General features: G+C 60.3%; 14 protein-coding genes. 5 read left to right on the plus strand and 9 right to left on the minus strand.

The window, feature by feature from the left end:
- The first annotated feature begins 731 nt into the window (after window positions 1-731).
- Entirely contained in the window at window positions 732-1,502 is a 771-nt protein-coding gene (locus FBY12_RS20375; protein ID WP_121732899.1) for an SDR family oxidoreductase, read from the plus strand.
- Between the two features lie 178 nt (window positions 1,503-1,680).
- Window positions 1,681-2,586 carry a cation diffusion facilitator family transporter gene (locus tag FBY12_RS20380; RefSeq protein WP_145255333.1) on the plus strand — a complete coding sequence of 302 codons (906 nt, stop codon included), beginning with the start codon at window positions 1,681-1,683 and terminating at the stop codon, window positions 2,584-2,586.
- Window positions 2,587-2,689: 103 nt separating this feature from the next.
- Here FBY12_RS20380 and FBY12_RS20385 read toward each other — a convergent pair whose 3' ends face one another.
- From FBY12_RS20385 to FBY12_RS20415, 7 genes are all read right to left on the minus strand, one after another.
- A complete protein-coding gene (locus FBY12_RS20385) occupies window positions 2,690-3,823 on the minus strand; it encodes an AGE family epimerase/isomerase (protein WP_145255336.1) in 1,134 nt (377 codons plus the stop codon).
- 109 nt (window positions 3,824-3,932) lie between these two features.
- Window positions 3,933-4,505: a HupE/UreJ family protein gene (locus FBY12_RS20390; RefSeq protein ID WP_145255339.1), complete on the minus strand. Its 573-nt coding sequence runs from the start codon at window positions 4,503-4,505 to the stop codon at window positions 3,933-3,935.
- 29 nt (window positions 4,506-4,534) lie between these two features.
- Entirely contained in the window at window positions 4,535-5,149 is a 615-nt protein-coding gene (ureG, locus tag FBY12_RS20395) for an urease accessory protein UreG (RefSeq protein ID WP_092274021.1), read from the minus strand.
- Between the two features lie 29 nt (window positions 5,150-5,178).
- Window positions 5,179-5,853 carry an urease accessory protein UreF gene (locus tag FBY12_RS20400; RefSeq protein WP_145255342.1) on the minus strand — a complete coding sequence of 225 codons (675 nt, stop codon included), beginning with the start codon at window positions 5,851-5,853 and terminating at the stop codon, window positions 5,179-5,181.
- Window positions 5,850-6,350 carry an urease accessory protein UreE gene (ureE, locus tag FBY12_RS20405; RefSeq protein ID WP_145255345.1) on the minus strand — a complete coding sequence of 167 codons (501 nt, stop codon included), beginning with the start codon at window positions 6,348-6,350 and terminating at the stop codon, window positions 5,850-5,852. The genes FBY12_RS20400 and ureE overlap by 4 nt, the downstream gene beginning before the upstream one ends.
- A 298-nt stretch (window positions 6,351-6,648) precedes the next feature.
- On the minus strand, window positions 6,649-7,281 hold the full coding sequence (locus FBY12_RS20410; RefSeq protein ID WP_121732905.1) for a TetR family transcriptional regulator: 633 nt from the start codon (window positions 7,279-7,281) through the stop codon (window positions 6,649-6,651).
- A 172-nt stretch (window positions 7,282-7,453) separates the two neighbouring features.
- Complete coding sequence (locus FBY12_RS20415) at window positions 7,454-7,879, minus strand: hypothetical protein (protein WP_121732906.1); 426 nt, start codon at window positions 7,877-7,879, stop codon at window positions 7,454-7,456.
- Window positions 7,880-8,266: 387 nt separating this feature from the next.
- Here FBY12_RS20415 and FBY12_RS20420 point away from each other — a divergent pair, with 387 nt between their 5' ends.
- Entirely contained in the window at window positions 8,267-10,342 is a 2,076-nt protein-coding gene (locus FBY12_RS20420) for an AsmA family protein (RefSeq protein WP_145255348.1), read from the plus strand.
- A 131-nt stretch (window positions 10,343-10,473) separates the two neighbouring features.
- Here FBY12_RS20420 and FBY12_RS20425 read toward each other — a convergent pair whose 3' ends face one another.
- A complete protein-coding gene (locus tag FBY12_RS20425; RefSeq protein ID WP_121732908.1) occupies window positions 10,474-11,004 on the minus strand; it encodes a bacterioferritin in 531 nt (176 codons plus the stop codon).
- 300 nt (window positions 11,005-11,304) lie between these two features.
- Between FBY12_RS20425 and FBY12_RS20430 the strand changes: the two genes are divergently transcribed.
- Window positions 11,305-12,195 (plus strand): triacylglycerol lipase, encoded by an 891-nt coding sequence (locus tag FBY12_RS20430; RefSeq protein ID WP_145255351.1) that lies wholly within the window; start codon window positions 11,305-11,307, stop codon window positions 12,193-12,195.
- 305 nt (window positions 12,196-12,500) lie between these two features.
- On the opposite strand, the gene FBY12_RS20435 is transcribed toward FBY12_RS20430, so the two are convergent.
- Window positions 12,501-13,388, minus strand: a complete 888-nt coding sequence (locus tag FBY12_RS20435; protein ID WP_145255354.1) for a DMT family transporter — start codon at window positions 13,386-13,388, stop codon at window positions 12,501-12,503.
- Window positions 13,389-13,485: 97 nt separating this feature from the next.
- On the opposite strand from FBY12_RS20435, the gene FBY12_RS20440 reads away from it, so the two are divergent.
- Window positions 13,486-14,280, plus strand: a complete 795-nt coding sequence (locus tag FBY12_RS20440) for a helix-turn-helix transcriptional regulator (protein WP_178111778.1) — start codon at window positions 13,486-13,488, stop codon at window positions 14,278-14,280.
- Window positions 14,281-14,300: the final 20 nt, after the last annotated feature.

Consider the following 14,300-nt stretch of genomic DNA (forward strand, 5'->3'; position numbering starts at 1 on the left):
TATCGCGGCGCCTGAGCCTGCGCATCGCGAGCAGGCTCACTCCTACAGGTGTCCGCGCAGGGCTTTTGCGAAATTGTGGAAAACAATATTCACATGCTCTGAAACCGCGACATAAAGCCGCTGCAAATAGTTGTTTTGTCACGCTTTTGACTTGTCCCCGTTTGCTGTGGAGCTGGCTGTGAATAACGTGGGAGTAGCTGGCTACAGGCCTTGCAAACCGTGGCTTGCAGAAGGATGGTTGTTTTTTGATCAGGCGTTTTTGCGGGACTGACAGCGGCTGTTGTCAACCTTTTTGTTGAGGGTCAAAACGGCCGAATTCGCTGTGGGTCAGCCTGTGGATAAGTCTGTGGTTAAACTCTGGAAAGACTGCGCTGAGGGCCGTCGTTACTGGCTTGGCGCCATCGTTGGTTCGACCGGTCGATCGTGCAAAATGCCATGGGCTACACGGTGGGGTGTTCAGGGTCAAGCGAAAAACTTTCGATTCTGCCCGCAAAGCCTTATACACAGCGGCTTGCAGCTTTTGCACTTGCCCCCAAAGACTGTGGACCGGCCTGTGGATAACGTGCGCGCACATGGCTGCAAGCCACGACGCACAAGGCGTTGCGCCGGTTGATCGTTTTTCGTACAGAAAACTCCCGGCAACAAGGTTGCCGCTGACGGCGCGCGCGGGCATGCTGGCCGCTGATTTTCTATTCCAATGGCTGCCGGTCAGCCGAAGCAAGGAGAACACGATGTCCAACACCCTGTTTATCACCGGCGCAACGTCCGGTTTTGGCGAAGCCTGTGCCCGTCGTTTTGCCGAGGCTGGCTGGAAACTGGTGCTGACCGGCCGTCGTGAAGAGCGCCTTAACGCCCTGTGCGCCGAGCTGTCGAAGCAGACCGAAGTGCATGGCCTGGTGCTCGACGTGCGCGATCGCAAGGCGATGGAGGAGGCGATTGCCAACCTGCCGCCATCCTTCGCCAAGCTGCGCGGGCTGATCAACAACGCCGGCCTGGCACTCGGCGTGGACCCGGCGCCCAAGTGTGATCTGGACGACTGGGACACCATGGTCGATACCAACATCAAAGGCCTGATGTACAGCACTCGGCTGCTGTTGCCGCGCCTGATTGCCCATGGTCGTGGCGCCGGCATCGTCAACCTTGGCTCGGTCGCCGGCAACTACCCGTATCCGGGCAGCCACGTGTATGGCGCGAGCAAGGCGTTCGTCAAACAGTTCTCGGTGAACCTGCGCTGCGACCTGCAAGGCACTGGCGTACGCGTCAGCAATATCGAGCCGGGGCTGTGCGAGAGCGAGTTTTCGCTGGTGCGTTTTGCCGGTGACAAGGAGCGTTACGACGCCACGTACGCCGGCGCCGAGCCGATCCAGCCGCAGGACATTGCCGAGACCATTTTCTGGGTCATGAACGCGCCGGCGCACATCAACATCAACAGTCTGGAGCTGATGCCGGTGAGCCAGAGCTGGGCCGGTTTTGCGATTGAGCGCAATGGTGGCAAGGCGTAAGACCGGGTAACGGCCATCGCGAGCAAGCTCTGCTCCCACAGGTTGGGTGGCGTGCGCCGGGATGGGCACGACCGATAACCCCTGTGGGAGCGAGCTTGCTCGCGATGAGGCCATAACAGGCGACAACCGCACATCAGGTAGACTCCCTGCCCACAACCCAGTTTTCAGAGGAGGCTACGTGAGTAACCGAGGTGAGCAGTCGCTGCTCAAACAATCGACCATCCTGATGTTCGCCGTGGCGATCGCCGGGATCGTGACCGGTTTTGTTTCAGGTGCCCAATCCATCCTGTTCGATGGTTTTTTCTCTTTGATCGCGACCTTCATCAAGGTCCTGATGCTGATCACCGCCAAACTTATCGCCAAAGAAAGTAACCACCGCTTCCAGTTCGGCTATTGGCACCTGGAGCCGATGGTGTTGCTGATCGAAGGCAGTTTCCTGTTCCTGATTGCGATTTACGCGTTCCTTAATGGCGTGTTCGGCATCATCAATGGTGGCCGCGAGATCGAGCTGGGGCTGGTGATCATCTACGCTGCGGTGTTTACCGTGGTTGAGTTCGCCTATTTCTTCTACGTTCGCCATCGCAACCGCAAGCTCAGATCTACGCTGATCCAGTTCGACAACATCAGTTGGCTGGTCGACGCCATGCTCTCGGTCGGGCTGCTGGTGAGTTTCCTCACGGCGCTGCTGCTGACCTCGCAGGGTTACAACGAGTGGGCGGTGTATGTCGACCCGCTGATCCTGATCGTACTGGCGCTGAGCATGCTGCCGCCGGCGTTCAAGATTCTGCGTCCGGCGCTGCGCGACGTGCTGGGGATTGCCCCGGATCAACTCGACGACAAAGTGCGCCAGGTGATGGAAGCGGCGAAGGTCGAGCACGGTTTCGACGACTACAGCTCCTACGTGCAAAAGCACGGGCGGGCGCGGTTTATCGAGATTCACGTGGTGTTGCCGGCGGATTATCCGCTGCAGGGCGTCGGGCAACTGGATGCGTTGCGCGAGGAGATTTCGGCGAAGCTGGGTCAGGCCGATGCGGCGCGTTGGTTGACCATCAGCTTTACCGGGGATCGAAAGTGGATTGCGTGAGGGCTTAGAGACCTCTTCGAGGTCAATCGCGAGCAGGCTCGCTCCCACATTGGAATGCATTTCCCTGTAGGAGCGAGGCTTGCCCGCGAAAGCAATCTGTCAGTCAGCGCAAATACTCGACCAACCCACGATAACACGTCGCCAAATGATAAGGCGTGGTCGAAGGCATGTCCTTGCGGCTGACTTCGCCCGCTTCATCGCGGCATTCGAACCAGCCGCCGACATGCAGGAAACGCTGCTGCAGCGCCTGCAACTGGCGCAGCACCGGCGCTTCGCTGTGTGGGCGCAACGTCAGCGCGCGCAGGTATTCAGCCTGCGCCCAAATACGTTGAGTCGAGTCCTTGGCGCGGCCACCGTCCTGCAGATCAAGCATCGCCAGCACCGCGCCGCTGTGTTCATCGACGCCCAGGCGCTCGGTGAGTGCGAAGGCCCGGTCCAGTGATTCATGCAGCTGCGAACCGCGCAGCAACGGCGAGGACTCCAGCAGGAAATACCACTCGAACTGATGCCCCGGCTCAAACCAGTTGTCCACAGTGCCCAACGGTTTCTCCAGCAACACGCGGGTCTGCGGATCGACAAATTGCTCCTGCATGGCTGTGCATAACTTCAGCAGCGCGTCCTCGGCGCCAGCGTCTTCGCGCACCGACAGCGTGGCGAGGAAGGCTTCGGCCAGATGCATCAGCGGGTTTTGCAGCGGGCCGCTGTGCAGCGACGACCAGTCGCGCTCAAGGCAGGCTTCGTACAGACCGTCGGCCGTGGCAAAACGTTGCGCGATGACTTGCAGCGCGGCGTTGAGCACCGATTCCACCAGTGGCTCGCGCACCTTGTCCCAATAATGGGCGCAGGCGAACAGGATGAAGGCGTGGGTGTAGAGGTCTTTGCGCTGATCCAGCGGCGCGCCTTGCGCATCGATGCTGTAGAACCAGCCACCGTGCTCGGCATCGTGAAAATGCTGCTGCAACGAGCGGAACAGCGCCGCCGCGCGCTCTTCGGCCGCCGGCACTTGGCCAATGAGGCTGGAAAACAGGTACAGCTGACGCGCGCAAGCCATCGCTCGATAGCGCTGCGGCGGCAACGGCTGATGCTCGGCGTCCAGCGCTTCATACGGCAACGCCATGTCAGCGTTCCAGCCGGGACCTTGCCAGAGCGGCACGATCACGTCCTCGAAATGCTGTTGCACCGAGGCGAACAGGGCGGTCAATTCAGGCTGGGAGGCAGAGCGGGAAACAGAAAGCATTGGCTGGCGTCGTCACGGCAGGGGCGATTGCGCGACATGTTAGCAGAGTGAGCGCATTGATCGTTCCCATGCAGAACATGGGAACGATCAGTTGCGGGCAGATAAAAACTCAGCCCGCCAGCAGCCACACCCCGGTCGCCGCCGACGCCGCGCCCGCAACGCGAATCACCGGCGCCGCCGCTGTCGGCAACACGCGCACCAGCGCATAACCCGCCGCGTGCAGCGCCGCAGTCGCCACCACAAAACCGCCGGCATAGGCCCATGGGCTGGACATCTCGGGCAATTCCAGACCATGTGCCACGCCATGAAACAGCGCAAACAACGCCGTCGCACCGACCGCCATGCTCAGCGGCGGACGCACCGCCAGCGCCACGGCCAGGCCCAGCGCCAGCACCGATGCGGCAATCCCGCTTTCCAGCGCCGGCAGTTCCAGCCCTTCAAAACCGAGCATCCCGCCGATCAGCATGGTGCCGACAAACGTGCACGGCAGCGCCCAACGCGCCGCGCCTTGTTGCTGCGCTGCCCACAAACCCACCGCGAGCATCGCCAGCAAGTGATCGAGGCCGAAAATCGGGTGGCTGATCCCGGCGATCAAGCCGTTGTCGCCGTGGCCCGGATGGGCGAAAGCGATCGCCGGAGTCAGCAGCAGGGCGAGGGCGCCGAGGATGCGTTTGAGTGTCATGGAAAAGCTTCCTTGTTGATAAGTCGTGATCAGGCTGCGGTCAGCAAGCCCTGGCGTTCGATGAAAGCGATGATGTCTTCGAGGCCGAGGCCGGTTTTCTGGTTGCTGAAGACAAATGGTTTGCCGTTGCGCATGCGCTTGGTGTCGCTGTCCATCAACTCCAGCGAGGCGCCCACCAACGGTGCGAGGTCGACCTTGTTGATTACCAGCAGATCGGATTTGCAGATCCCCGGTCCGCCCTTGCGCGGCAACTTGTCGCCGGCCGAAACGTCGATCACGTAGATGGTCAGGTCGGATAACTCCGGGCTGAAGGTTGCCGAGAGGTTGTCGCCACCGGACTCGACGATGATCAGGTCCAGCCCCGGAAAGCGCCGGTTCAACTGGTCGACGGCTTCGAGGTTGATCGAGGCGTCTTCGCGGATCGCCGTGTGCGGGCAGCCGCCAGTTTCAACGCCGATGATGCGTTCCGGCGCCAAAGCTTCGTTGCGCACCAGAAAGTCGGCGTCTTCGCGGGTATAGATGTCGTTGGTGACCACGGCCAGGTTATAGCGCTCGCGCAGCGCCAGGCACAGGGCCAGGGTCAGCGCGGTTTTGCCGGAGCCGACCGGGCCGCCGATACCGACGCGCAGAGGTTGTGTGTTCATGTGCTTCTCCAGAAATAAAATAAAGCGCCCTAAGAGCGAAACAGGCGGCTGTACTGGCGTTCGTGGCCCATGCACGCCAGGGACAGGCCGAATGCGGCGCTGCCCACGTGCTGGGGATTGATGCGCGTTGCGTGCTGCTGAGCTTGTTGCAGCAGCGGCAGCAATTGGCTGGTCAGGCGTTGCGCGGCTTGCTGGCCCAGCGGCAGGGTTTTCATCAGCACCGCCAACTGGTTTTCCAGCCAACTCCACAGCCACGCGGCCAAGGCGTCTTGCGGCGTGATGCCCCAGGCGCGTGCGGCTAAGGCCCAGCCAAGTGCCAGATGCGGCTCGGAGCGTTGTTCGAGAAAGGCCCGCGCCGGCAAGTCGAGTTCCGGCAAACCATTGAGCAATTGCTGCAACGAGTAGCCCATCTGGCGACTTTCCTGATGCAGTTCACGGGTTTCGCGACTGGCGCGGTGCTCCTCGCAGCGTTGCAACAGTTCGCACCAATTGTCGTCGGCGGCGGCGACGCAATGCGCGAGCAGCAATGGCGCTTCGAAACGCGCAAGGTTGAGCAACAATTGATCACTGATCCAGCGCCGCGCATTCTCGGCGTCCGTCACGCGGCCGTTATCCACGGCCATTTCCAGGCCTTGCGAATAGCTGTAGCCGCCAATCGGCAATTGCGGACTGGCCAGGCGCAGCAGCGCCCAGGCTGGGTTCATAAACGCACGCCGAACTGGTGCAGTTTCGGCGGATAGTTGAAATCTTCGTCGCCGTGCCGCGAATGATGATGGCCGCCACCGTAGGCGCCGTGTTCCGGTTGGAACGGCGCTTCGATGTTTTCAACATTGGCATTCAGCTGTTCGAGCATGGCTTTGAGCACGTAGTCGTCGAGCAGACGCAACCAGCCGTCACCGACCTGCAACGCGACGTGGCGGTTGCCCAAGTGATACGCCGCGCGGGTCAGTTCGAAGCTGTTGGCGCAGGTGACATGGAGCAGTTGTTCGGGGCGCGCACAAACCCGCACCACTCGGCCATCTTCGGCCTGCAGGCATTCGCCGTCATACAGCGGCGGTTGGCCGCGCTCCAGAAACAACCCGACGTCTTCCTGTTCGGCACTGAAACAGCGCAAACGACTTTTGCTCCGGGCTTCGAAGGTCAGGTGCAACTCGGCGGCCCAGACGGGTTGAGGGTCGATTCTGCGATGAATCACCAGCATCGGAAAGCTTCCAGCAAAGGACAATGCTCTGGTTAGAGCAAGGGGCTTGCCAATCGCACGATCTGTAGGAAAACCCTGACGGAGAATAGTAGTTGTTGCAGGATGTTGCGGGGATTTGAGCGATGTTGGTGCGTGAAGAATTGTTCATGCACCAAATGCGGGAGAAGGGCTAGCGATACTCTGACTGGCAATAACCTGTAGGAGCAGAGCTTGCTCGCGAAAGCGGATTACCAGTCGACATCATTGTTGAATGTGCCGACGCCTTCGCGGGCAAGCCTCGCTCCTACGGTTTTATCTTTTATTCAGTGCTGCCGAGGCCTTGCCAGTGCTTCAGCCCGATAAAGATGAAACGCAATTGCTGCGTAATCTTCGCCTGAGGTGTCAGGTGCTCGGGCAGTGCCTGGACGGGCGGATCAATAATGTCCGGCAAGGTTGCGAACACGCTTTTGACGATAAGGTCGGCCATGACATTCAGCCCGGCGAGGTCCAGATGCTGCAATTTCGGCATCAGCGACAAGTCGGCCGCGAGGTCGGAACTGATGTCTTCGCGCAAACGGCCAATCGCCTGACGCACCGGCATCGAGCCGCCGTACTGCTCGCGGGCGAGAAACAGAAATTGCGAGCGGTTGGCGCTGACCACATCGAGAAAGATCCGCACCGAGGCATCGATGATGCCGCCCATGACAAATTCGTTATGGCGTACCAGGCGGATGGTTTCGCGGAAGGTCTGGCCGACTTCGCTGACCAGCACCAGGCCCAATTCGTCCATATCGGCAAAATGCCGGTAGAAACCGGTGGGCACGATCCCGGCGGTTTTCGCCACTTCACGCAGGCTCAGGCTGCCGAATCCTCGGCCGCACTCCATCAGATGCCGAGCGGCGTCCATCAAGGCGTTGCGGGTCTGTTGTTTCTGTTCGGCGCGGGGCAGCATCGCAAAAGTGTTTTCTGGAGAGGACTGCGGCGCACTCTAGCAAATCGGCTTTGCTGGCGTCGAACGGGAATCAGGGTTTGCAGCGGGGAACGAGGGTGGCGCTATTGAGTGTGGCTATAAAAGGCAAAAGCCCAATCCGGTGATTGGGCTTTTTTTCTGGGCCACCATGGGCTCAGCTCACTGCGCTGTTGCGTTCGATAACACGATCACCACCACCTTCGGCAACGGCTTGGCCTTGTGGGGTTTTGTCGTAGCCATCTTCAACCAGACCTTTTTCTTCAAGACGGTTGCGGCCGTTTTCGGCGACTGCCTGACCTTGAGGAGTTTTGTCGTAACCGTCTTCGGCAACGGACTGGCCTTGTGGAGTTTTGTCGTAGCCATCTTCGGTGATCAAGCCTTTCTCTTTCAGGCGATCATTACCACCTTCAGCGAGGGTCTGACCTTGTGGAGTGCGGTCCGAACCGTCGGCTGCTACGGTGTGGCTGTAAGCCGAGTGGCTGTCTTTGACTTGTGGTGTGGCTTGTTCGGCGGCTGGCAGAGCGAAAGCAGTGCTGGCCAGCATCGAGAGGGTAAGACTAAGCAGTAATTGGCGTTTCATGATGGGTTGCTCCTTGGGAGGGCGATAAATTGGGTACGAGGGCAATGCTACTCTCGATAAGTCGATATAAAAGTTCATAAACGCAATGGTAATAATCAACAGAATTGATTGTTCTGCGCAGAGGCTCTAGATCGGGCGTTTCAGGCGGGCGGTTTTGCACCGAGGTGGGTAGTTTCGACCCATTCGCGCCGCACAACAGTGCGGGACCGGTAACGCTTGAAGCGTGCGCACTGTGTCGGCGGAGGATTATTTCAACGTTAAGCGCCAATCCGGTTAAACCTGAGCGGCGTTTTTCAGTCGTAGATTTCATGGCAGGCCAGTTCTGGCCTAACGTTTCACACATGCGTCGCAGTCAGGGCGCTCAGTCGTATTCAGGAGCCCTGTGCAATGACGCGCACTTCTAAAATAATCACCTGGACCCTTTCCACCCTTGTCGTGCTGTTGGCGATCCTGGTTTTGGTCATCGTGTTCTTCGATTGGAACCGGATCAAACCGCCGTTGAACGCCAAAGTTTCCGAAGAGCTGCACCGACCGTTCGCCATCAACGGCAACCTTGCGGTGGTGTGGCGCCGTGAACTTGATGAGGCCGGCTGGCGCTCATGGGTGCCGTGGCCGCACGTGGTTGCCGAGGACTTGAGCCTGGGCAACCCGGATTGGTCGAAACAGCCGCAGATGGTCACGCTCAAGCGCGTCGAACTGCGCATCTCGCCGCTGGCCCTGTTGGCGCAGCGCGTGGTCATCCCGCGTATTGACCTCACCGAACCCAACGCCGAGCTGCAACGCCTGGCCGATGGCCGCGCGAACTGGACGTTCAAATTCGACCCGAAAGACCCGAACGCCGAGCCGTCAAATTGGGTGGTCGACATCGGCGCCATCGGTTTCGACAAGGGCCACGTCACGCTGGACGACCAGAGTTTGAAAACCCAGCTCGACGTGTTGATCGACCCGCTGGGCAAGCCGATTCCGTTCAGTGACATCGTCGGTGACAAAGCCGCGAAAACTGCCGTGGAGAAGGGCGCAGCGCCGCAGGACTACGCGTTTGCGATCAAGGTCAAAGGCCAATATCACCAGCAGAAACTCACCGGCGAAGGCAAGATCGGCGGTTTGCTCGCCTTGCAGGACGCGGCCAAGCCGTTTCCGCTGCAAGCGAAAGCGCAGATCGCCGATACCCGTGTCGAGCTCGCAGGCACGCTGACTGATCCGCTCAACCTGGGTGCTTTGGACCTGCGGCTGAAGCTCGCCGGCAGCAGCCTGGCCAATCTGTATCCACTGACCGGCGTGACGCTGCCGGATTCGCCGCCGTATGCCACCGACGGTCACTTGATCGCCAAACTGCATGACGCGAACGGCGCGCAGTTCCGCTACGAAGGCTTCAACGGCAAGATCGGCGACAGCGATATCCATGGCGATCTGGCGTATGTCGCCAGCAAACCTCGGCCGAAACTCAGCGGCGCGCTGGTCTCCAATCAACTGTTGTTCGCCGATCTGGCGCCGCTGATTGGTGCCGATTCCAACGCCAAGCAAAAGGCCCGTGGCGGCGAGAGCAAGCAGCCGACGGACAAGGTGTTGCCGGTCGAGGAGTTCAAGACCGAGCGCTGGCGCGACATGGACGCCGATGTCGAATTCACCGGCAAACGCATCGTCCACAGCGAGAAACTGCCGTTCAATGACCTCTATACCCACGTGGTGTTGACCGACGGCGTGCTCAGCCTCGAACCGCTGCGCTTCGGCGTCGCCGGCGGCAAGCTGGATGCGCAGATTCGCCTGAATGGCCGCACCGAACCGCTGGAAGGCCAGGCAAAACTGACGGCACGCGGCTTCAAGCTCAAGGAGCTGTTCCCGACCTTTGAACCGATGAAAACCAGTTTCGGTGAGCTGAATGGCGACGCCAATATCGCCGGGCGCGGCAATTCCGTCGCGGCGTTGTTGGGCAGCTCCAACGGCAAACTGAAAATGTTGATCAATGACGGCGCGATCAGCCGTGAGTTGATGGAACTGGCGGGGCTTAACGTCGGCAACTACGTGGTCGGCAAGATCTTTGGCGACAAGGAAGTGAAGATCAATTGCGCGGCGGCTGACTTTGATATCAAAACCGGCCTGGCGACCACGCAGTTGTTCGTCTTCGATACCGAGAACGCGATTATCTACATCGACGGCAACGCCAACATGGCCACCGAGCAACTGGACCTGACGGTGACGCCGGAATCGAAAGGCTGGCGCTTGATATCGCTGCGTTCGCCGCTGTACGTGCGCGGCAAATTCATCAAACCGGACGCCGGCGTCAAAGCCGTGCCGCTGGTACTGCGTGGCGCGGGGATGGTTGCGTTGGGCGTGATTGCTGCCCCGGCGGCAGGCTTGCTGGCGCTGATCGCACCGAGTGGCGGCGAACCGAACCAGTGCGAGCCATTGCTGCAACAGATGAAAGCAGGCAAGGCACCGGTGACCGTCAAGCCGAGCAAATAACTGGTCTGGATCGTGGGTACGATCATTTTGCGGCGCTCATGAAAACGCCTTCGCGGGCAAGCCTCGCTCCTACAGGTATGGTGTTGACCCTGTAGGAGCGAGGCTTGCCCGCGAAGGCGATCTATCAGGTGTTACAGGTCGTTCAGAATGTCCGCCATGTCATCGGCGTGCTCTTCTTCCTGGGCCAGGATGTCTTCGAAGATGCGCCGAGTGGTCGGATCCTTCTCGCCGATGTACTGGATGATTTCGCGGTAGCTGTCGATGGCGATGCGCTCGGCGACCAGGTCTTCGTAGACCATTTCCTTCAGCGTATTGCCCGCCACGTATTGGGCGTGGGAGTTCTTCGACAGCAGGTCGGGGTTGAACTCAGGCTCGCCACCCAGCTGCACGATGCGCTCGGCCAGACGGTCGGCGTGTTCGGCTTCCTGATTGGCGTGTTCGAGGAATTCCTCGGCGGCCACGTGCGCTTTCACGCCGTTGGCCATGAAGTAGTGGCGCTTGTAGCGCAACACGCAGACCAGTTCGGTGGCCAGCGATTCGTTGAGCAGGCGCAGCACTTCTTCGCGGTCGGCGCTGTAGCCTTCGGTCACGGCACCGTTTTCGACGTTCTGGCGGGCCCGCTGACGCAGGGTGTTTTTGTCAGACAAATGCATGTCGCTCATCTCGATCTCCTGGAGGCTAATCCGGTTTGCGTCACGCCTCTCGGGGACGTGATCGCTACTTAAGATGGGAGTAACACGCGCGGCAGAAAGTTTTATGAAATTGGTCCAGCGGTCAACATTTGTTGACTTGGGTCACGCAGAACGCGCTGTGCCCGACGCCGAAAGTGCTCTCGGTTGGGTAGATCGTGGCCGGGTTGAAACAGGGCGGATGGCATAAACTGCGCGAGCACGCTGGCGATGCCTGGCTGAGGTCTTGCATCGGCTCTGGCGTCATCTCACTGATCACAAGGATGTCCGCCCATGTCGCAAGATTGCGCAACGCGTTACCCGTTGGTGCTGGTCCCGGGAATGCTCGGGTTTATTCGCCTGGTGCTGTATCCGTACTGGTACGGAATCATCGCGGCGCTGCGCCGTGGTGGTGCGGTGGTGATCGCGGTGCAGGTGTCGCCGCTCAATTCCAGCGAGGTGCGAGGCGAGCAGTTGCTGGCGCGAATTGCTGAGATTTTGCGCGAGACCGGGGCGCAGAAGGTCAACTTGATCGGCCATAGCCAAGGCTCGTTGACAGCTCGTTATGCGGCTGCGCAACGTCCGGATCTGGTGGCTTCCGTGACCTCGGTGGCCGGACCGAATCACGGCTCGGAGTTGGCTGATTACCTGCAAAAACATTACCCGGCGGACAGCGCCAAAGGCCGTTTGCTCGGCGTGCTGCTGCGGGTGATCGGCGCGGTGATGGCGCTGCTGGACACTGGTTATCACGGGCCGAAGTTGCCGGTGGACATTCCCGCCTCGCACCATTCGCTGACGACCGCAGGGGTGGCGCTGTTCAATCAGCGTTATCCACAAGGGTTGCCAGACACGTGGGGCGGGCAGGGGCCGGAAGAGGTCAGCGGCGTGCGTTATTACTCGTGGTCCGGGACCTTGCAGCCGGGCAAGACCGATCGCGGCGGCAATTTGTTTGACGGGACCAATCGCAGTTGCCGGTTGTTCGCCAGAACCTTCGTGCGCGAAGCGGGGCATTGCGACGGAATGGTCGGGCGCTACAGCTCGCACCTCGGCACGGTGATTGGCGACGACTTCCCGATGGATCACTTCGACATCGTCAACCAGTCGCTGGGCCTGGTCGGCAAAGGCGCGCAGCCGCTGCGGCTGTTTGTGGAGCACGCCGCGCGGTTGAAAGCGGCGGGGGTGTAAACCGCGTCATCGTTCTTCGCGGGCAAGCCTTGCTCCTACAGGATTTCGGGGATCCCTGTGGGAGTGAGCCTGCTCGCGGTGGCGTCAGGTCAGGCGACGCGAATCCAGACCGCGTCATCGTTCTTCGCGGGCAAGCCTTGCTCCTACAGGTTGTCGGGGATCCCTGTGGGAGTGAGCCTGCTCGCGATGACGTCCGGTCAGGCAACGCGAATCCAGACCGCGTCATCGTTCTTCGCGGGCAAGCCTTGCTCCTACAGGATTTCGGGGATCCCTGTGGGAGTGAGCTTGCTCGCGATGGCGTCAGGTCAGGCGACGCGAATCTTGCGGCCCAGCACTGTTGTCCAGCGCTCGGAAAGTATCACGCCGCCCAGCGTCAACATCCCGCCCACCAGGTGATACATCGCCAATTGCTCATGCAAAACCACCGCCGCGATCAACGCGGTGATGATCGGCAGCAGGTTGAAAAACAGTGTGGTGCGGCTCGGGCCGAGGCGCGCCACGGCTTGCATCCACACCAGCGGCGCGACCATCGACGCCAGCAGGCACGCGTACAGCACCAGCGGAATGTTTTGCGCGGTCAGGCCGATTTTCGGCGACACCGCGAACAGCGGAAACAGCACAATCACCGCCACCCACACCTGCATGTACAGCAACACCAGCGGCGGCAGGCGCAGCTGCCATTTTTTCAGCAAAGTGTTGTAAATCGCGTAGGCCAGCGTCGCGATCAACATCATCGCGTCGCCCAGATTTACCCCGTGTTCAAGCAATACGCCGAGGCTGCCGGACGACACCACCACCAGCACCCCGGCGAACGACAGCACCGCACCGGCCAACGCGCCGGCGGTCAGGCGTTGGCCGAGGCTGATAATCGCCATGGTCAGCGACATCAAAGGCATCAGCGACAGGATGATGCCCATGTTGGTCGCCGAAGTCCGGGTCGCCGCAAAGTAGGCCAGGCTCTGATAAACCGCCATGCCGAGCACGCCGAGGACGAAGATTTTGCCGAGGTTAGCGCGGATCTTCGGCCAGTGCGCGATCACCGGTTTGAGCATGAAAGGGGTGAACAGCAATCCGGCCAGCAGCCAGCGATAGAAACCGATCTCGGCCGGGAAAATCGCCCCGGCCGACATTTTTGTGATCACGGTGTTGCCGGCCCAGATGAAAATGGCCAGCAAGGGATAAGCGTATTGCATCGCAAACAACCAGAACGTAAATGAAGGGCAATTATCCGCTTGTCTGGATGCACGCCTATACTTCGATCCAGACAACCTGCCCCTGATGACGGACAGCATGAGCCGCAAACACATTGATCTTCTGGATTTCCGCGAGCTACCGGCGCCGGTGTACTTCCGCTACGCCGACTTCGACACCCACGAATATGCCGCTGCGCACCGCCACCCGTGGGGCACGCTGGAATATTCCTCCAGCGGCGTGCTGCACATGGAAATCGGCAGCAGCCGGTTCATGTCGCCGCCGCAATACGCGGTTTGGGTACCGCCGCACACCGAGCACAGCTTCTACAGCAACCAGCCGATCAACTACCGCGCGGTGTGCCTGGCGCCGTCGCTGTGCCGGGAGTTGCCGCAGCAAGCGTGCACGCTGGCGATCAGCGACATTCTCAAGGCAATCCTCAAGGACTTCGCCGCCCGCGATGTGAAGATTCCCGAGCAGGACGCCGATGTTCGTCTCGCCCAAGTGCTGGTGGACCAATTGCAGCAGGCGCCCGAGCATGCCTGTTATTTGCCGTACGCCAGCAGTCCGGGGCTGCTCGGGATCCTCGAAGCGTTGCAGGCCGAGCCTAGTGATAACCGGCCATTGGCCGAATGGGCGGCGCAGATTCACGTCAGCGAGCGCACCTTGGCGCGGCAGTTTGTTCGCGAATTGGGCATGAGTTTCGGCGAATGGCGCCTGCGCCTGCGCTTTCTCGCGGCGATCGAAGCGCTCGGCAGCGCGCGCAGCATTCAGGAAATCGCCTTCGACCTCGGCTATAGCAGCGGTTCGGCGTTTATCGCGATGTTTCAACGCCAGGCCGAGTGCACGCCGGAGCAATATCGGCGCAGTCATCTCGACGGCAGGAAGGTGTAACAGGCTTTGTCTACACTCAG

This window comes from Pseudomonas sp. SJZ131 (assembly GCF_007828705.1).
Lineage (GTDB): Bacteria > Pseudomonadota > Gammaproteobacteria > Pseudomonadales > Pseudomonadaceae > Aquipseudomonas > Aquipseudomonas prosekii.